The organism is Stenotrophomonas sp. GW821-FHT09E08 (assembly GCF_059416125.1).
This window is the reverse complement of sequence record NZ_JBWKOO010000023.1, coordinates 21,513-37,718: the sequence shown is the minus strand read 5'-3', so window position 1 is coordinate 37,718 and position 16,206 is coordinate 21,513. Positions and strand designations below refer to the sequence as shown.

The 16,206-nt window shown below is 67.7% G+C and carries 16 protein-coding genes; 11 read left to right on the top strand and 5 right to left on the bottom strand.

The window, feature by feature from the left end; genetic code table 11:
* Window positions 1–26 precede the first annotated feature (26 nt).
* Both AC07M7_RS20240 and AC07M7_RS20235 read right to left on the bottom strand, forming a co-directional pair.
* Window positions 27–1,028, bottom strand: a complete 1,002-nt coding sequence (locus AC07M7_RS20240; protein WP_495208146.1) for an energy transducer TonB — start codon at window positions 1,026–1,028, stop codon at window positions 27–29.
* A gap of 200 nt (window positions 1,029–1,228) precedes the next feature.
* The gene (locus tag AC07M7_RS20235; RefSeq protein ID WP_136639219.1) at window positions 1,229–1,849 is read right to left on the bottom strand and encodes a TIGR00645 family protein; all 621 of its coding nucleotides are present in this window, start codon (window positions 1,847–1,849) and stop codon (window positions 1,229–1,231) included.
* A gap of 112 nt (window positions 1,850–1,961) precedes the next feature.
* Here AC07M7_RS20235 and AC07M7_RS20230 point away from each other — a divergent pair, with 112 nt between their 5' ends.
* The 4 genes from AC07M7_RS20230 to AC07M7_RS20215 all read left to right on the top strand — a co-directional run bounded on the left by AC07M7_RS20230 (window position 1,962) and on the right by AC07M7_RS20215 (window position 7,572).
* Entirely contained in the window at window positions 1,962–2,651 is a 690-nt protein-coding gene (locus tag AC07M7_RS20230) for a glutathione binding-like protein (RefSeq protein ID WP_480982278.1), read from the top strand.
* 161 nt (window positions 2,652–2,812) lie between these two features.
* Complete coding sequence (locus AC07M7_RS20225; RefSeq protein ID WP_495208145.1) at window positions 2,813–5,038, top strand: S9 family peptidase; 2,226 nt, start codon at window positions 2,813–2,815, stop codon at window positions 5,036–5,038.
* Window positions 5,039–5,062: 24 nt separating this feature from the next.
* Window positions 5,063–5,578 (top strand): cytochrome c oxidase assembly factor Coa1 family protein, encoded by a 516-nt coding sequence (locus tag AC07M7_RS20220; RefSeq protein WP_495208144.1) that lies wholly within the window; start codon window positions 5,063–5,065, stop codon window positions 5,576–5,578.
* A 194-nt stretch (window positions 5,579–5,772) separates the two neighbouring features.
* A complete protein-coding gene (locus AC07M7_RS20215; RefSeq protein ID WP_253079687.1) occupies window positions 5,773–7,572 on the top strand; it encodes a DUF885 domain-containing protein in 1,800 nt (599 codons plus the stop codon).
* Between the two features lie 105 nt (window positions 7,573–7,677).
* On the opposite strand, the gene AC07M7_RS20210 is transcribed toward AC07M7_RS20215, so the two are convergent.
* Complete coding sequence (locus tag AC07M7_RS20210; protein ID WP_136639214.1) at window positions 7,678–8,142, bottom strand: hypothetical protein; 465 nt, start codon at window positions 8,140–8,142, stop codon at window positions 7,678–7,680.
* Window positions 8,143–8,326: 184 nt separating this feature from the next.
* Between AC07M7_RS20210 and AC07M7_RS20205 the strand changes: the two genes are divergently transcribed.
* The 4 genes from AC07M7_RS20205 (at window position 8,327) to AC07M7_RS20190 (ending at window position 10,926) form a co-directional block, all read left to right on the top strand.
* Window positions 8,327–8,575: a hypothetical protein gene (locus tag AC07M7_RS20205; RefSeq protein WP_005420185.1), complete on the top strand. Its 249-nt coding sequence runs from the start codon at window positions 8,327–8,329 to the stop codon at window positions 8,573–8,575.
* A 122-nt stretch (window positions 8,576–8,697) separates the two neighbouring features.
* Window positions 8,698–9,615: a bestrophin family protein gene (locus AC07M7_RS20200; RefSeq protein ID WP_012512425.1), complete on the top strand. Its 918-nt coding sequence runs from the start codon at window positions 8,698–8,700 to the stop codon at window positions 9,613–9,615.
* A gap of 19 nt (window positions 9,616–9,634) precedes the next feature.
* A complete protein-coding gene (hemB, locus tag AC07M7_RS20195; RefSeq protein WP_006400669.1) occupies window positions 9,635–10,624 on the top strand; it encodes a porphobilinogen synthase in 990 nt (329 codons plus the stop codon).
* Window positions 10,625–10,656: 32 nt separating this feature from the next.
* Complete coding sequence (locus AC07M7_RS20190; RefSeq protein ID WP_495208143.1) at window positions 10,657–10,926, top strand: gas vesicle protein GvpG; 270 nt, start codon at window positions 10,657–10,659, stop codon at window positions 10,924–10,926.
* A gap of 97 nt (window positions 10,927–11,023) precedes the next feature.
* Here AC07M7_RS20190 and AC07M7_RS20185 read toward each other — a convergent pair whose 3' ends face one another.
* Window positions 11,024–11,887 (bottom strand): hypothetical protein, encoded by an 864-nt coding sequence (locus tag AC07M7_RS20185; protein WP_495208142.1) that lies wholly within the window; start codon window positions 11,885–11,887, stop codon window positions 11,024–11,026.
* Window positions 11,888–11,935: 48 nt separating this feature from the next.
* On the opposite strand from AC07M7_RS20185, the gene aroE reads away from it, so the two are divergent.
* From aroE to dinG, 3 genes are all read left to right on the top strand, one after another.
* Entirely contained in the window at window positions 11,936–12,781 is an 846-nt protein-coding gene (gene aroE, locus AC07M7_RS20180; RefSeq protein ID WP_006400656.1) for a shikimate dehydrogenase, read from the top strand.
* Between the two features lie 3 nt (window positions 12,782–12,784).
* Window positions 12,785–13,138: a hypothetical protein gene (locus AC07M7_RS20175; protein WP_495208141.1), complete on the top strand. Its 354-nt coding sequence runs from the start codon at window positions 12,785–12,787 to the stop codon at window positions 13,136–13,138.
* A 167-nt stretch (window positions 13,139–13,305) separates the two neighbouring features.
* On the top strand, window positions 13,306–15,408 hold the full coding sequence (dinG, locus tag AC07M7_RS20170) for an ATP-dependent DNA helicase DinG (RefSeq protein WP_065723672.1): 2,103 nt from the start codon (window positions 13,306–13,308) through the stop codon (window positions 15,406–15,408).
* 57 nt (window positions 15,409–15,465) lie between these two features.
* On the opposite strand, the gene AC07M7_RS20165 is transcribed toward dinG, so the two are convergent.
* Window positions 15,466–16,077, bottom strand: coding sequence for a hypothetical protein (locus AC07M7_RS20165; protein WP_495208140.1), 612 nt, complete (start codon window positions 16,075–16,077; stop codon window positions 15,466–15,468).
* Between the last annotated feature and the right edge of the window lie 129 nt (window positions 16,078–16,206).

The following is a 16,206-nucleotide window of genomic DNA, read 5'->3' as shown; positions in this document are numbered from 1 at the left end:
GCCGGGCGTGGCCCGGCGTTACCCGCTCAGCCGCCCGGTGCGAACACCAGCGTGCGGCGGGTGGTGACCGGTGCGCTGACCGGTTCGAAACGCCAACGCTTCACTGCGTTCATCGCTTCCCGGTCGAAGACGCGCGACGGCGTTGCGCGCAGCACGCGGGCATTGATCACTGATCCGTCGGTGCCGACGGTGATTTCCACCAGCACTTCGCCGGAGGTACCGGCGCGCAGTGCCTCGGCCGGATAGCGCGGTGCCGGCGTACTGACCGGGCGCAGGCTCGGTGCCGCCGCTGCTGTGGCCTGGCGTGCGGCACTGGCCTGCTGGGCGGCCGCCTGCTGCTGCTTCTGTTCGGCCTCGCGGCGGGCGGTGGCCTGGCGCTCGGCTTCCTGACGCTCGCTGTCGCGGCGCGCGGCGTCCTGTTGCGCGGCGATCTGCTTGGCCGCATCGGCTTCCCTGGCGCGCTGCTCGGTCAGGCGCTGCTGTTCGGCCTGCTGCTTGGTCCGGTCTTCGGCGTCCTTCTTTGCCTTTTCAGCTTCGGTCTCGGTGCGCTGGGCCGCGTTCTCCACGCCCTTGGCCAGGCCTTCCTTCAGGCGCGGCAGGGCGGGGGCGGAGGCGTCCACCTTTTCGATCAGCGCTACCAGGCGCTGCGCCTCGGGGTAGTCCTCACGGCCCAGGTGCTGCTCGGCGGCGATCAGGGTGTAGGGCAGCAGATCGGTCAGCGCGCTCTTCACCGAAGCGTCGTCCGGCGTCTTGTCGCGCAGCGCCAGGTAGTACTCGATGGCGTTGTCGCCGGCCGGCGCATACATGCGGTTCTCACGCAGCGCCTGGCTGGCCGATTCGCGCAGCTGTTCGGTGCCCATCGACTGCACCTTGGCGGCGACCACCGGTGCTGTCGATGCAGCCGCGGCGGGCGTAGTGGCGGGTGCGGGTGCCGGGGTTTCTTCCTTGCCCGAGCAGGCGGCCAGCGCCAGTGCCAGGGCAACCGGCAGCCACCGGCGCGCGGCGGTGATCGTTGAGACGTGCGACATCCTGCTCCCCTCTAGAAGACGACGTGACGTAAATCATTGATATGCATGGCCGGGACCAGCGGTCCGGGCGCGGCAGGGTGACGTTTCCCGACGCCACCGCCGGCAACGGCGAGGGAGCAATCTAGCATCCCGGCCACCGCCGCGTACAAGGGCGATGGCCGGAACAGGGCAGCGGCAATCCGTCGCTGGTGGCCGTTACATCAGTGGTCGTGCGCCTTGTCGTGCGCCTTGCTGTGGCTGTTGGACATCAGCTTGTCGGTCCAGGCGATGCCAATGGCCGACAGGATGAACACGCAGTGGATGATGGTCTGCCACAGCACGCCTTCCTGGGTCAGCATCGAGCAGCGGGCGACACCGATGTTGGCCGCGGCCACGCTCATCTGCTCCGGGGTGCACAGCGGAATGCCACCCAGCGCACCACTGGCGATGAAGGTCTTCAACAGGTGGATCGAGGAGATGCCGATGATCGCCATCGCCAGCTTCACCTTCAGCACGCTGGCGTTGACGTGGCTCAGCCATTCCGGCTGGTCCGGGTGGCCTTCCAGGCGCAGGCGCGAGACGAAGGTCTCGTAGCCGCCGACGATCACCATCACCAGCAGGTTGGAGATCATCACCACGTCGATCAGGCCCAGCACGATCAGCATGATCTGCTGTTCACCCATCGAGGCCGAATGCGAGATCAGGTGCCACAGTTCCTTGCCGAACAGGAACACATAGACGCACTGCGCCACGATCAGGCCCAGGTACAGCGGCAGCTGCAGCCAGCGCGAGGCGAAGATCAGCGTGGACAGCGGGGAGAGCGGCGGGCGGTTTGCACTCATGCGGAGGATGCTGCGTTGCGGGGGAGTGGCGAGGTTACCGACCTGCCGTGACGGTGCCAACCCAACTCACGCACTAGACTTCAGGTTCCTTTCCGCACCCCGAGCCGCCGCCATGATCGACCTGTATTACTGGCCCACCCCGAACGGCCACAAAGTGACCCTGCTGCTGGAAGAAGCCGGCCTGGAGTACCGCATCCACCCGGTCAACATCGGCTCGGGCGACCAGTTCAAGCCGGAGTTCCTGGCCATCTCGCCCAACAACAAGATGCCGGCCATCGTCGACCATGCCCCGGCCGACGGCGGCGCCCCGCAGAGCGTGTTCGAGTCCGGCGCGATCCTGCTGTATCTGGCCGAGAAGACCGGTCAGTTCCTGCCCAGCGACCCGCGCGGCCGCGTCACCACCCTGGAGTGGCTGTTCTGGCAGATGGCCGGCCTGGGCCCGATGAGCGGCCAGATGGGCCACTTCAATGTGTACGCGCCGGAAAAGATCCCCTACGCGATCGAGCGCTACGACAATGAAGTACGCCGCCTGCACGGGGTGATGGACAAGCGCCTGGCCCAGCACGCCTTCCTGGCCGGCGATGACTACACCATTGCCGACATGGCCAGCTACCCGTGGATCGGTGCCTACGACAAGCTGCCGGTGGATTTCGCTGCGTTCCCGAACCTGAAGCGCTGGCATGAAGCGATTGCCGCACGCCCGGCGACCCAGCGCGCCTATGCCCTGCGTGAGCAGGTGAACCCGAACGCGGGCAAGCCGCTGAGCGACGAAGAGCGCAAGCACCTGTTCGGCCAGCGCTGACCCGCCGCGGGGGCGGATCCCTTTGCAGCGCAAAGGGCTCTGACCCCAGCACCGCGGCATGGGCAGAAGGTCATGCTGCCTTCCCGCACGGGCTTGGTTAGGATGGGGGACGACCGCCCCGCACCCACGGGGGGCGGACCTGCCGTTTGCCGGGACCCTTCATGCGCCACCTGTTCGCTTCGCTCGCCCTCATGCTCGCCACAAGTACCGCCGCCCACGCTGAAAAGCTGACCCTGGAAGCCATCACCGGCCCGCTGCCGTTGTCCGGCCCGACCCTGATGAAGCCGAAGGTCGCTCCCGACGGTTCGCAGGTCAGCTTCCTGCGCGGCAAGGACAGCGACCGCAACCAGCTGGACCTGTGGACCTACGACATCGGCAGCGGCCAGACCCGCCTGCTGGTGGATTCGAAGGTGGTGCTGCCCGGCACCGAGACCCTCAGCGATGAGGAGAAGGCCCGCCGCGAACGCCAGCGCATCGCCGCGATGACCGGCATCGTCGATTACCAGTGGTCGCCCGACGCGCAGCGCCTGCTGTTCCCGCTCGGCGGCGAGCTGTACCTGTATGACCTCAAGCAGCAGGGCCAGGCGGCGGTGCGTCAGCTGACCCATGGTGAAGGTTTCGCCACCGACGCCAAGCTGTCGCCCAAGGGCGGTTTCGTCAGCTTCATTCGTGGCCGCAACCTGTGGGTGATCGATCTGGCCAGCGGCAAGCAGCTGCAGCTGACCCGCGACGGCAGTACCACCATCGGCAACGGCGTGGCCGAGTTCGTCGCCGACGAGGAGATGGACCGCCATACCGGTTACTGGTGGGCGCCGGATGATTCGGCGATTGCCTTTGCCCGCATCGATGAATCGCCGGTGCCGGTGCAGAAGCGCTACGAGGTCTATGCCGACCGCACCGATGTGATCGAGCAGCGCTACCCGGCCGCCGGCGACGCCAACGTGCGCGTGCAGCTGGGCGTGATCGCGCCGGCCGCCGATGCGCAGCCGCGCTGGGTCGACCTGGGCAAGGAACAGGACATCTACCTGGCCCGCGTCGATTGGCGCGATTCGCAGCACCTGAGCTTCCAACGCCAGTCGCGCGACCAGAGGCAGCTGGACCTGGTGGAAGTGGCACTCGAGTCCAACCACCAGCGCGTGCTCGCCCACGAAACCAGCCCGACCTGGGTGCCGCTGCACAACAGCCTGCGTTTCCTCGACGACGGGAGCGTGCTGTGGTCGTCCGAGCGCACCGGTTTCCAGCACCTGTACCGCATCGACAGCAAGGGCAAGGCCACCGCGCTGACCCACGGCAACTGGCCGGTAGACGAACTGCTGGCGGTTGATGAGAAGGCCGGCAAGGCCTACTTCCGTGCCGGCATCGAGACCTCGCGCGAAAGCCAGATCTACGCGGTGTCGCTGCAGGGCGGCGAGCCGCAGCGCCTGTCCAGGGCACCGGGCATGCACAGCGCCAGCTTTGCCCGCAACGCCAGCGTCTATGTCGACAGCTGGTCCAACAGCACCACGCCGCCGCAGATCGAGCTGTTCCGCGCCAACGGCGAGAAGATTGCCACCCTGCTCGAGAACGATCTGGCGGACCCGAAGCATCCATATGCGCGTTACCGCGATGCACAGCGTCCGATCGAGTTCGGTACGCTGACCGCGGCCGACGGCAAGACCCCGCTCAACTACAGCCTGATCAAGCCGGCCGGCTTCGATCCGTCCAAGCGCTACCCGGTGGCGGTGTACGTGTATGGCGGCCCGGCCAGCCAGACCGTCACCGACAGCTGGCCCGGCCGTGGTGACCACCTGTTCAACCAGTACCTGGCCCAGCAGGGCTACGTGGTGTTCTCGCTGGACAACCGCGGCACCCCGCGCCGTGGCCGCGACTTCGGTGGCGCGCTGTACGGCAAGCAGGCTACGGTGGAAGTGACCGACCAGCTGCGTGGCGTGGCCTGGCTGAAGCACCAGCCATGGGTGGACCCGGCGCGCATCGGCGTGCAGGGCTGGTCCAACGGTGGCTACATGACCCTGATGCTGCTGGCCAAGGCCTCGAACCAGTACGCCTGTGGCGTGGCCGGTGCGCCGGTGACCGACTGGGGCCTGTACGACAGCCACTACACCGAACGCTACATGGACCTGCCGGCGCGCAACGAAGCGGGTTACCGCGAAGCGCGCGTGCTGACCCATATCGACGGCCTGCGCTCGCCGCTGCTGCTGATCCACGGCATGGCCGATGACAACGTGCTGTTCACCAACTCGACCAGCCTGATGAGTGCGCTGCAGAAGCGTGCACAGCCGTTCGAACTGATGACCTATCCGGGTGCCAAGCACGGCCTGTCCGGTGCCGATGCGTTGCATCGCTACCGCGTCGCCGAAGCCTTCCTGGGACGTTGCCTGAAACCCTGATCATCAGCCGGGAAGGAGCCCGCCATGACCCTGCCACCACCGATTCCCACCCCTGGACAGGCCTCCACCGGTTGGTGGTGCCGTCACTGGCGCTGGGCGATGCCGTTGATGGTCGTGCTGGTGCTGGGCGGCGTAGGCGGTGTGGTGGCCTGGAGCGTGCTGCGCTGGAGCGAGGCGGCACGCGAGAGCCCACCGATGCGCGAAGCACTGCGCCGCGCCGGTTGCAGCATCGAACTGGTGGAAGCCTTCGGCGAGCCGCTGCGCACCGAATCGATGCCACTGGGCAGTATGCAGACCGCGATCAACGGCCAGCGCGATGTCGGCCTGACCGTGGCCCTGGAAGGACCGCACGCGCACGGCCGGTTGTTCGTGCAGGGCAGCCGCCGCGATGAAGTCTGGGATTACCCGGTGATGTATGTACTGGCCGAAGACAAGCAGACCTTCGACCTGACCGCGCTGGATGATGTCGAAGCCGCGCAGGAGTGCGAGCTGCAGGCCTGCCGCGAACGCGGCGAATGCCCACTCACTGCCGCGTTGTGACCTTCGGTCACGCGACCGGGGAAGGGCGACCATGTAGAGTCGACTGCTCTCCACAAGACGCCTGAAAACCCCGCGCTGCGCGCGATAGTCGACTGACAGTCGACTCTACCCATCAGCCGCGCCGTGACCTCCAGCCGATTGTCGCCGCCGCCCTGAGCGCGTAACTTGCGGGCAACCCTTTGCTGGAGTGTCCCATGAAGCCGATTGCGCTGGCCGTTGCCCTGGCCCTGACTGCCGCCCCGCTGCTGTCCGCGCCACCGGCGCTGGCGGCACCCGCCGCCAAGGCCGCCACTCCGGCCAGCCCGGCCTGGGTCGCCCGCAGCAATGCGCTGGCGCAGATCCTGCTCGATGCGCAGGGCCCGTTCCAGCCAGAGGAAACCGGCTTCTTCGGCGTTCCCGGTTATGACGACAAGGTGGCCGACCTAGGCCCGGACAATGATGCGCGCTACCGCGCCGCCATGGCCAAGGCACGCGACGAACTGAAGGCGAAGCTGGCCACCGAGAAGGATCCCAATGTCCGCCAGGACCTGGAGATCATGATCCACGCCGCCAACCAGAACATCGAAGGCAGCGAGCTCAACGAGAAGTACCTGCTGCCGTGGAGCGATGCGCCGCAGACGGTGTTCAGCGGCCTCAACCTGCTGCTGTCCGATCAGGTGCCGGCCGAGCGCCGGGCCAAGGCGATCGACCGCCTCAAGGCCTATGCCGGCCTGCAGCCGGGTGGCACCGCGTTCACCACGCTGGCGCGCCAGCGCTATGAAGAGCGATTGAAGGACAGCAGCCTGCTGCAGCCGACGAAGATCGAAGTGCAGCAGTCGCTGGACAACGTCGAGACCTACATCACCGGCATCGAGTCGCTGCTGAAGAAGTACCAGATCGCCGGTGCCGATGAAGCGATGAAGGCCCTGGCCGGGCAGATGAAGGACTACGCCAGCTGGACGCGCTCGACCGTGCTGCCGAAGGCGCGCACCGATGCACGCCTGCCGGCACCGTTGTACGCGTACCAGCTCAAGCAGGTCGGCATCGACATCGACCCGAAGCTGCTGATGCAGCGCGCGCAGTTGGAATTCATGGAAACCCGCTCGGCGATGCAGCAGCTGGCGCCGCTGGTGGTGAAGGACAAGGGCCTGAAGGTAGCCGACCCGAGCGACCCGGTGGCGGTGATCCGTGCGCTGAAGGCTGACAAGATCGCCGACGATCATCTGGAAGGCCACTACCGCAAGGTGATCGACGCGATCGATCCGCTGATCCGCGAGCACGCCATCGTCGACGTGCCCAAGCGTGCCATGCAGATGCGCCTGGGTTCGGCCGCCGAGAGCGCCGCCAGCCCGGCGCCGCACTTCCTGCCGGCGCCGCTGGTCAACAACACCGGGCAGCAGGGCACCTTCGTGCTGCCGCTGGGCAATCCGGCCGCCGGTCCGGGTGCGCAGTACGACGACTTCAACTTCGGCGCGGCTGCGTGGACGCTGAGCGCGCATGAAGGGCGTCCCGGCCACGAACTGCAGTTCACCGCGATGGTCGAGCGCGGCATTTCGCTGGCGCGCACCATGTTCGCGTTCAATTCGGTGAACGTGGAAGGCTGGGCGTTGTACGCCGAAGCCGAGATGGTGCCGTACGAGCCGCTGGACGGACAGATGATCGCCCTGCAGTTCCGCCTGCTGCGTGCTGCGCGCGCGATGCTCGACCCGATGCTCAACCTTGGCCTGACCGATCGTGCCAATGGCGAGCGCGTGCTGATGGAGCAGGTTGGCCTGTCCAAGGCGATGGCCACCCAGGAGCTGGACCGCTACATGGTGCGCATGCCGGGCCAGGCCGGAAGCTACTTCTACGGCTACACCCGCATCCTGGAACTGCGCATGCAGACCGAGCTGGCACTGGGCGCGAAGTTCGACCGCCTGGCGTTCAACAACTTCCTGCTCGACCAGGGCCTGCTGCCGCCGGACCAGCTGGCCGATGCGGTGAACAAGGTGTTCGTGCCGAAGTACAAGCGCTGAGCGTTGCCCGGTAGTGCCGGCCGCTGGCCGGCATCCGCTGGGCGTTGGACAGGGTGCTGAGGTTGCCGGCCAGCGGCCGGCACTACCGGCGGTGACCCGAGAGGGTCACCGCTGCGGTTGCGGTGTGATCACCTGCGTCGGCAACCGCGCGGGCGGTGCCGGATTCGGCACCCAGATCGCGACGCCGGCGGCGCGCTTCTGCGTGGTCGGAATACCAATGCCTACCCCGCCACCGACATGCGAGCCAAACGAACCGGCGCCGACGGACATGCCCACCGGCGAGCCACTGCTGCCCACGCCCACCAGCACCACGCCATTGGCGCCCAGCGCCGCGGCCTCGCGCTTCAGGCGGGCCACGGCGGCATCGGTCTGGCCCTGGGTGCCGAAGCCCACCGCAGACGCTGATTCCAGCTGGGCGATTTCCTGTGAGCCGGCCGGCGGCGTTGAATAGATCTGCACCAGCGCCGGATCGATCGGTGCGCGGGCGCGGCCCAGCATCACCTTGGAAGTGCTGGCACAGCCAGCGGCGACCAGCAGGATGGCCGCCAGCGCGGCCCAACGGATGTTCATGGCACGACCCCTGTAGGACTGGTTGCGATCATCGGCGGGCCACTCTGAATCGGCGCCAACACCCGGGCCAGGGCACGCACGGCAGCACGCTAGCACGGTGGTGGTGACAGCCCCGCCAATGGCAGTAGGCGGCGGCAGCGGGAACGTCTATGGTTGGGGCAGGAACCAACTGCGGGAGAGCGGAATGGGTGTGATCAGTCTGTTGTGGGGCGTACTGGCGCTGTTGTGGATGATCCTGGCGCTGATTCCGCTGCTGGGCTGGGGCAACTGGTTCCTGATCCCGTTCGCCGCCGTCGGTGCGGTGATCGCCGCGCTGGGCATCCTGTTCACCCATCCGACCAAGCGTGGGCGGGCCTGGGCCGGGCTGGTGCTGAACGGCATCGTGGTGGTGGTTGGCATCCTGCGCCTGGGCCTGGGCGGCGGCGTGATCTGATCCCGGGCCGGGGTGCGACAGGGCGTCGCAGGCGCACGGCCCGTGGCCGGGCAGGGGCGTACAATGAATGGCTGCGCGAGCCCCCCGCGTGCCTGTGAATCCGCGCCCGGCGCGGCTGCCCCATGATCATCCGACCCCGTCCCCACGGCTGGCAACTGCTGTACATCCTGCGCGGCTCGATCGTAAAAGCGATCGCGCCGAAGGTGCTGGCCATCCTGATCCTGTCCATCGCCGTGGCCGCAGTGGTGGAACTGGCACCGCCGACCGGCATCGAGCGCGTCTCGGTCACGCCGTTCACCCTGCTCGGCCTGGTGCTGTCGATCTTCCTCAGCTTCCGCAACAGCGCCTGCTACGAGCGCTGGTGGGAAGGCCGCAAGCTGTGGGGCCAGCTTGTCTACGAATCGCGATCGCTGGCCCGCCAGGTAAACCTGCTGCTGGCCGATGACACCGGCCGTCGTCGCCGCATCGCCTACCTCACCACCGCCTTCGCCCATGCCCTGGCCGGTCGCTTGCGCGGGCGTATCGTCGCCCTGGTGGCCCTGCCATGGCTGGACAAGCGCCAGCGCGAACAGCTGGGCCAGCGCGAGAACGTGCCCGACGCGCTGTTGTCGATGATCGCCGCCGAACTGGCGCAGGCACTGCGCAGCGGTGAGCTGGACCCGATCCTCTACACCCAGCTGGAAGAACGCCTGCACGCGATGTCGTCGATCCAGGCCGGCTGCGAGCGCATTCTCACCACACCGCTGCCGTTTGCCTACACCCTGCTGCTGCACCGCTGTGCATGGATGTTCTGCGTGCTGCTGCCGTTCGGCCTGGCAAGTTCGCTGGGCTGGGGCACGCCGGTGCTGTCGGCGGTGCTGGCCTATGCCTTCTTCGGCCTGGACCAGCTGGGCGAAGAAATGGAAGACCCGTTCGGCCTGGAGCCGAACGACCTGCCGCTGGACGCGCTGGTGCGCACGATCGAGATCGACCAGCTCGACGCGCTCGGCGAACGCCCCTTGCCTGAACCCCTGCTGCCGCAGGGTTACCTGTTGCAATAGCCACTCCTCGGAGCCTGCCATGTCCCACCCGCTTTACCGCCCGCGCCGCATGCGCCACGACGAGTTCTCGCGCCGCCTGATGCGCGAGAACACGCTGACCACCGACGACCTGATCTACCCGGTGTTCGTGCACGAACTGGCCGGCCGCACCGCAGTACCGTCGATGCCGGGCGTGGAGCGGCTGTCGATCGAAGAGCTGCTGAAGGTGGCCGAAGAGGCGCTGGAGCTGGGCATCCCGGTGATCGACCTGTTCCCGGTGATCGACCCGTCGCTGAAGTCGCTGGACGCGTCGGCGGCGTGGGCCGAGGACGGCCTGGCGCAGCGCGCGATCCGCGCGCTGAAGTCACGCTTCCCGGAGCTGGGGGTGATGACCGACGTGGCGCTGGACCCGTACACCACGCACGGCCAGGACGGCATCATCGACGACAAGGGCTATGTGCTGAACGACATCACCGTCGAGGCGCTGGTCAAGCAGTCGGTATCGCACGCCGAAGCCGGTGTCGACATCGTCTCGCCGTCGGACATGATGGACGGCCGCATCGGCGCGATCCGTCGTGCGCTGGATGCCGACAACCACATCAACGTGCGCATCATGGCCTACTCGGCCAAGTACGCCTCGGCGTTCTACGGTCCGTTCCGCGATGCGGTGGGCAGCGCGGCCAGCCTCGGCAAGGCCGACAAGAAGACCTACCAGATGGACCCGGCCAACGGCGACGAGGCGCTGCGCGAGATTGCGCTGGACCTGGAAGAGGGCGCCGACATGGTGATGGTCAAGCCGGGCATGCCGTACCTGGACCTGGTGCGCCGGGTGAAGGAGACGTTCGGCGTACCGACCTTCGCCTACCAGGTGAGTGGCGAGTACGCGATGATGAAGGCCGCCTTCGCCAATGGCTGGTTGGACGAGCGCGCCTGCGTGCTGGAGTCGCTGCTGGGCTTCAAGCGGGCCGGTGCCGACGGCGTGCTGACCTATTTCGCGCCGCAGGTGGCGCGATGGCTGCGCGAGCGCTGACAATAGCGCCACGATAGACAGAGGACTACGCGATGGGACCCGAACTGGGATGGATGCAATGGCTGATCTGGGGCATCGGTACGCTGGTGTTCGGCGCCATCATCGTCGGTGTCTTCATCGCCGCCTGGCGGGCCGGCAAGCGCCCGCCGGAGCAGCTCTCCGCCGCCCGTCACGTGGCCCGTGAGCAGGCCCTGCCGGACAGCGTGCAGGCCGAGCTGGCCGCGCTGAACCAGCGCAAGGACAACGGCCAGCTGAGCGAGCTGGAATACGAGCGGCAGCGCGCCAAGGTGCTGTCGCGCTGACCCTCACGTTCTGGTAGCCGCCAACCTTGGTTGGCGCTTTCCCGCATGCCAACCAAGGTTGGCATCTACCAAACTATCATCCATCCGTGGCGTGGATCTACGGCATGCACCCGGCCACCGCCGCCACCTTCGGCACGGCCAACCGGTATACGTCCACGCCGCCGGCACGCGGTGCCTTCGCCGCACTGCTGGCGACCATCATCTCGCCGGGCTTGGCGTTGTCGATCACCGGCGCGCCGGTCCAGCCGCCGGCCTGGTTGAACGACAGCCCCAATGGCTGCAGCGCCGCACCGGTCCACGCACAGCCGCTGCTCCACACCTGCGCGGTGCTGCCGCTGCCGCGGCTGAACACCACTGCGCCGTCATGGCCCAGCCAGTCGCCATCGGTCTCGTCATCGCCGCTGTTCAACGCGGTCAACGCCGTTGCAGGGCCACGCCTGCCCTGGGCATCCAACGTGGTCACGAACAGGTCCCAGCCCGCGCTACCGCCCTGCTGCCGAGCAAACAGCAGCCGCTGGCCATCCGCGCTCAGGGCCGGCCCGCGTTCTTCCCGGCGCCCGCCATCACCTGCCAGGGCCTGCGCGCTGCCCAGCCGGCCATCGGCAGCCAGCGCGGCCCGGTACAGCGCCAGCTTGCCCTCGCGGCCGGCCGCGAACAGCAGCCAGCGGCCGTCACGGCTGAAGTAGGGATCACGGGCCTCACCGGCCACGCCTACCGGCAAGGCCTGCGCCTGCTGCCAGCGGCCGTCGACCACGCGCGCCTCCCACAGGCCCCAACCGGCCTCGCCACGGCGGGCGAAGACGATGCGCTGGCCATCGGCGCTGATCGTGGCGCGGCCCTCGTCGGCGCGGGTCGAGACCACGCCCATGCCTTCGATGCCGTACTCGTTCAACGCCATCGCCACGGGGGCAGAGAGTAGACTGGCGGCAAGCACCAGCAGGGGCGGGGTGATGCGCATCATCCGGGTCCGTGCACGAAAGAGCACCAGTCTAGCCAGCTTGAGGATTCCATGACCGACCGTTACGCCGTCTTCGGACACCCCGTTGCCCACTCGAAGTCGCCGCAGATCCATGCCACGTTCGGTCGCCAGGAAGGCATCGCGGTGGATTACCGCGCGATCGACCTGGCCCCGGATGCGTTTCTGGCCGGCCTGGAAGCCTTCGCCGCCGACGGTGGTGTCGGCGCCAACGTCACCTCGCCGCACAAGGAAGCCGCGTTCTCGGTATGCACCACGCTGACCGCACGCGCGCGCCGCGCCGGCTCGGTCAACACGCTGCTGCGCAAGGGCGACCGCTGGCATGGTGACACCACCGATGGCATCGGCCTGGTGCGCGACCTGACCGACCGCCACGGCCTGGACCTGCGTGGCCGCCGCATGCTGCTGATCGGTGCCGGTGGCTCCGCGCGCAGCGTCGCTCCGGCCTTCCTCGATGCTGGAATCACCGAACTGGTGGTGGTCAACCGTACGCCGGAACGCGCCGATGAACTGATCGACGCCATGGGCGAGCCGGGCCGCGCGATCAGCCGCTACTGGGAAGACCTGCGCGAGCTGGGCGACTTCGAGCTGATCGTCAACGCCACCTCGGCCGGCCGCGACCGCGACGTTGAGTTCAAGCTGCCACTGTCGCTGGTCAACTCGATGACCACCGCCGTCGACCTGAACTACGGCGAGGCCGCCATCGCCTTCCTGGCCTGGGCGCGCGCAGCGAACTGCCGCAATACCGTGGACGGCCTGGGCATGCTGGTCGAGCAGGCCGCCGAGAGCTTCCTGCAGTGGCACGGTGTGCGCCCGCAGACCGACGAGGTCTACCAGACGTTGCGGCAGGGTGCCGCCGTGCTTGCCGGCGAGGACTGATCGATGGACAACACGACCCTGATGGTGACGGTGCTGAGCATCGTGGGCGTGCGCCTGCCGGTGCTGATCGCACTGTGCGTGGGCCTGGTCTGGGTGGTCGGCGCACCACGCGATGCCACCCGCACAGGTGCCCTGGTCGGTCTGGTGCTGTTGCTGCTGTCCAGCCTCGGCGGCATGGCCGCCGGCATCCTGCCGATGTGGTTGATCAAGAGCGGCAACTTCGAAGCCATCTCGGGCATGAGTGCCATCCTTGGCGTGCTGCACTTCGCGCTGGCGATGGTCGAGGCCATCGGCGTGGTGCTGCTGGTGTGGGCGCTGGTGCGCCTGCTGCGTACCCGTTCGATCCCGGCATCCTGACCGGTAGCGCCGGGCCATGCCCGGCGTATCTGGCCCTTGAGCGGTCCGCCCATCGGACCGTGACCGCCGCCTGGCGTCGTCGCTGGCCCGTTCAGGCTGCCAGCGACGGTGAACGCGGCCGGCCATGCGACAATGACCGGCCTGATCCAGCCACGGTACTTCCCGGCGTGACCGAAACCGTCGCCGCTCCGCGCACGCTCGATGACCCCTTGAAGGACGCGATCCGCAAGGCGTACACGACGCTGCAGGCCAATACGCCCGGCTTCTCCACCCGCCGCTCGCAGAGCCAGATGATCGGCGTGGTGTCGCGCGCGCTGTCGAAAAGCGGTGGCGTCGGCGTGGTCGAGGCGCCCACCGGCGTTGGCAAGAGCCTGGGCTATCTCACCGCAGGCGTACCCATTGCGCTGGCCAGCAAGAAGAAGCTGGTGATCAGTACCGGCACCGTGGCGCTGCAGTCGCAGCTGGTCGAGCGCGATATCCCGAATTTCCTGAAGGCCACCGGCCTGGAAGCAACCGTCGCGCTGGCCAAGGGCCGTACCCGCTACCTGTGCACGCGCAATGCCGCCGAAGCGCAGGGCGAGGGCTCGCAGGGCGGCATGTTCGAGGATGACGCACCCTTGTTCGACCGGCCACTGGCGCCGATCGAGATGGATATCGCCAAGCGCCTGACCGATGCCTTCACCGGTGGCAGCTGGGATGGCGACATCGACAACGCGCCGGAGACCATCAGCCCCGGCCTGCGCAGCCGTATCACCACGCCGGCTTCGGGTTGCGCCGGGCGCCGCTGTGCCTATTCGGCGCAGTGCGCGGTGCTGCGTTCGCGCAACACGGTGCGCGATGCGCAGATCGTGGTCACCAACCACGCGCTGCTGCTGTCAGCGCTGTCGATCGGCGACAGCGACAACGGCCAGCCGTTGATCGCGCCGCCGTCGGACATGCTGCTGGTGCTGGACGAAGGTCATCACATCGGCAACGTGGCGATCGACCAGGGTGCGGCCAGCCTGGCGCTGGATGAGATGGCCAAGCGCACCGGCCGCCTGCAGATACTGATCGCTGGCGCATACCGCGCGGTCGACAAGGATCGCCTGGGCAACCTGCTGCCGAACGAAGCGATCGACGTGGCCAGCAACGTGGCCAAGCAGCTGCGTGCGTTCCGCGACCACATCGAACGGGTATGGATGCCGGCACCGGCCGACGAGGAACCGATGTGGCGCGCCGCCAACGGGCGCCTGCCCGAGGCCTGGCGCGAGCCGATCGAAGCGCTGGCCGACGACACCCGCAGTCTCTACAACTGGGCGCATGCCGCCACCGCGCAGGTGGCCAAGGGCAAGCAGGACGATGCCGCGCGCGAGCGCCTGCAGCGCAACCTGGGCATGGCGCTGGAAATGATCGAGCAGCAGTACAACCTGTGGCAGGCGTGGCGCCGCGAGGACAAGGATGGCGCGCCGCCGATGGCGCGCTGGGTGACTGCCACCCGCGATGGCGACCTGGTGCTGCACGGCTCGCCGGTGTCGGCCGCGCACGTGCTGCGCAAACTGCTGTGGGATGAAGTGGACTCGGTGGTGATGACCTCGGCGACGTTGACCGGCGGTGGCGACTTCCAGTCGCTGGCGATCGACAACGGCATTCCCGAAGAGGCGGAGATGGTCTCGCTGTCGTCGCCGTTCGACCTGCCCAACCAGGCCGAGCTGATCGTGCCGAAGTTCCCGGTCACGCCGGACGACCGCGAAGGCCATCCGCGCGAAGTGGCGCGCTACCTCGACACCGAGCTCGACTGGGCCAAGGGCTCGATGGTGCTGTTCACCTCGCGCTGGAAGATGGAGAAGGTGGCCGGGCTGATGTCGGCCGCGCGCCGCAAGCAGGTGCTGGTGCAGGGCGAGATGTCCAAGACCCGGCTGATCGACGAGCATCTGCGTCGCGTGGCGGCGGGCGAGGGCTCGGTGCTGTTCGGACTGAACTCGTTCGGCGAAGGCCTCGACCTTCCCGGTGAAGCCTGCACCACGGTGGTGATCACCCAGGTGCCGTTCGCGGTGCCGACCGACCCGCAGACCGCCACGCTCAGCGAGTGGTTCGAGGGGCGTGGGCTCAATGCCTTCAACCTGATCGCCATTCCGCATGCGCTGCGCACGCTGACCCAGTTCGCTGGTCGCCTGATCCGCACCTCCACCGACACCGGCCGCGTGGTGATCCTCGATTCGCGGCTGCTGACCCGCCGCTACGGCAAGCGCATCATCGACGCGCTGCCGCCGTTCAAGCGCGTGATCGGCTGACACAGGGTCGGATCCCTTCCGCAGGAAGGGCTCTGACCCCACCACGCACTCTGTCGCTCAACCGCCCTCCGGATTCCGGCAGGACTGGTTGCCCATCGCATTGTGGTAATCGCGATCAAAGCAGCGCAGGAAGCCATCGAGCACGTCCAGGTTCGGCGGCCACGGCGCATCCACCTTCTGCCCGCCGGCGGTCGTGAAGTGATAGCGCCCATCCTTCAGCGCCCTGGCAATCTGCTCCGGGGCAGGAATCGCGATCAACCTTGCACGCGCTTTCTCCAGCGCCGCACGATCGCGCTGCAGGAACGCGATCGTGCCGTCCACGTAGGCGTTCCAGTAACCGGGATCGGTGTCGGTGGGCTTGTAGGTGCGCTGCATCAGCGCCACCGCCTGCGGGTACTGGCCCGCCTCCGCACGCATCTGGCCTTCATGCCACAGAATCATGGAGTTGCCTGCAGCCTTCGGCAACGCAGCATAGGCGGCGAGAAGGTCAGCGGCTTCGCGGTGGCAGCCACGGTCGGCCAGCGTGCGCCAGCCGCCTTCCATGTCCTGATCGAACGCATCCGGTTCCATCGCCAGCATCGCATCGCGGTCGTAGCTGCAGTCCGGCGCCTTGAGCGGTTCGGCGGACGTGCCCATGGCAGCGGCCAGCGCAAAGGAAAGCAACATCATCTCAACCTCCGTGTTGGTGACTTCCTGGAACACCATAACGGATCAGGATGGGTAGTGCCGGCCGCTGGCCGGCAACCTCATTGATGCGCAGACGCATTGTGCAGATGCCGGCCAGCGGCCGGCACTACC

Bases quoted from the DNA above. Each gene is read 5' to 3' on its own strand.
- AC07M7_RS20240 (WP_495208146.1), bottom strand. From the start codon at position 1,028: ATGTCGCACGTCTCAACGATCACCGCCGCGCGCCGGTGGCTGCCGGTT.
- AC07M7_RS20235 (WP_136639219.1), bottom strand. From the start codon at position 1,849: ATGAGTGCAAACCGCCCGCCGCTCTCCCCGCTGTCCACGCTGATCTTC.
- AC07M7_RS20230 (WP_480982278.1), top strand. From the start codon at position 1,962: ATGATCGACCTGTATTACTGGCCCACCCCGAACGGCCACAAAGTGACC.
- AC07M7_RS20225 (WP_495208145.1), top strand. From the start codon at position 2,813: ATGCGCCACCTGTTCGCTTCGCTCGCCCTCATGCTCGCCACAAGTACC.
- AC07M7_RS20220 (WP_495208144.1), top strand. From the start codon at position 5,063: ATGACCCTGCCACCACCGATTCCCACCCCTGGACAGGCCTCCACCGGT.
- AC07M7_RS20215 (WP_253079687.1), top strand. From the start codon at position 5,773: ATGAAGCCGATTGCGCTGGCCGTTGCCCTGGCCCTGACTGCCGCCCCG.
- AC07M7_RS20210 (WP_136639214.1), bottom strand. From the start codon at position 8,142: ATGAACATCCGTTGGGCCGCGCTGGCGGCCATCCTGCTGGTCGCCGCT.
- AC07M7_RS20205 (WP_005420185.1), top strand. From the start codon at position 8,327: ATGGGTGTGATCAGTCTGTTGTGGGGCGTACTGGCGCTGTTGTGGATG.
- AC07M7_RS20200 (WP_012512425.1), top strand. From the start codon at position 8,698: ATGATCATCCGACCCCGTCCCCACGGCTGGCAACTGCTGTACATCCTG.
- hemB (WP_006400669.1), top strand. From the start codon at position 9,635: ATGTCCCACCCGCTTTACCGCCCGCGCCGCATGCGCCACGACGAGTTC.
- AC07M7_RS20190 (WP_495208143.1), top strand. From the start codon at position 10,657: ATGGGACCCGAACTGGGATGGATGCAATGGCTGATCTGGGGCATCGGT.
- AC07M7_RS20185 (WP_495208142.1), bottom strand. From the start codon at position 11,887: ATGATGCGCATCACCCCGCCCCTGCTGGTGCTTGCCGCCAGTCTACTC.
- aroE (WP_006400656.1), top strand. From the start codon at position 11,936: ATGACCGACCGTTACGCCGTCTTCGGACACCCCGTTGCCCACTCGAAG.
- AC07M7_RS20175 (WP_495208141.1), top strand. From the start codon at position 12,785: ATGGACAACACGACCCTGATGGTGACGGTGCTGAGCATCGTGGGCGTG.
- AC07M7_RS20165 (WP_495208140.1), bottom strand. From the start codon at position 16,077: ATGATGTTGCTTTCCTTTGCGCTGGCCGCTGCCATGGGCACGTCCGCC.